General features: G+C 45.6%; 1 rRNA gene. It reads left to right on the top strand.

Annotation, left to right across the window (positions count from 1 at the left end):
* Positions 1-152 precede the first annotated feature (152 nt).
* Positions 153-688, top strand: a 23S ribosomal RNA gene (locus KHN78_RS00040); the annotation flags it as partial.

Raw genomic sequence — 688 nt, 5'->3', positions numbered from 1 at the left:
CACATTCAAGTGTTCTTGGGTTTTGCGAAAGCAAAACATATTTGAGTCCGGCAAAATCGATAGCTATCTCGCTCATTCAAATAATGAGATAGCAACTTTGGTTGTTTAAACAACAAACTCAAGATTTCTTCTGAAACTCTTTGGGGTTGTATGGTTAAGTGACTAAGCGTACACGGTGGATGCCTTGGCAGTCAGAGGCGATGAAAGACGTAGTAACTTGCGATAAGCCCAGATTAGGTAGTAACAACCATTTGAGTCTGGGATTTCTGAATGGGGAAACCCACTAGCATAAGCTAGTATCATTAACTGAATTCATAGGTTAATGAGGCGAACCGGGGGAACTGAAACATCTAAGTACCCCGAGGAAAAGAAATCAACCGAGATTCCGAAAGTAGCGGCGAGCGAAATTGGACTAGCCCTTAAGCTTTATATGCGTTAGACGAACGGTCTGGAAAGTCCGGCGATACAGGGTGATAGCCCCGTAGTCGACAACGCACATTCAGTGAAATCGAGTAGGGCGGGACACGTGATATCCTGTCTGAATATGGGGGGACCATCCTCCAAGGCTAAATACTACTGACTGACCGATAGTGAACCAGTACCGTGAGGGAAAGGCGAAAAGAACCCCTGTGAGGGGAGTGAAATAGAACCTGAAACCGTGTACGTACAAGCAGTAGGAGCAGGCATT

The organism is Vibrio sp. B1REV9 (assembly GCF_905175395.2).
GTDB lineage: Bacteria > Pseudomonadota > Gammaproteobacteria > Enterobacterales > Vibrionaceae > Vibrio > Vibrio alfacsensis.
Note: the sequence above shows the minus strand (reverse complement) of the source record. Positions and strands in the feature narration are given on the sequence as shown.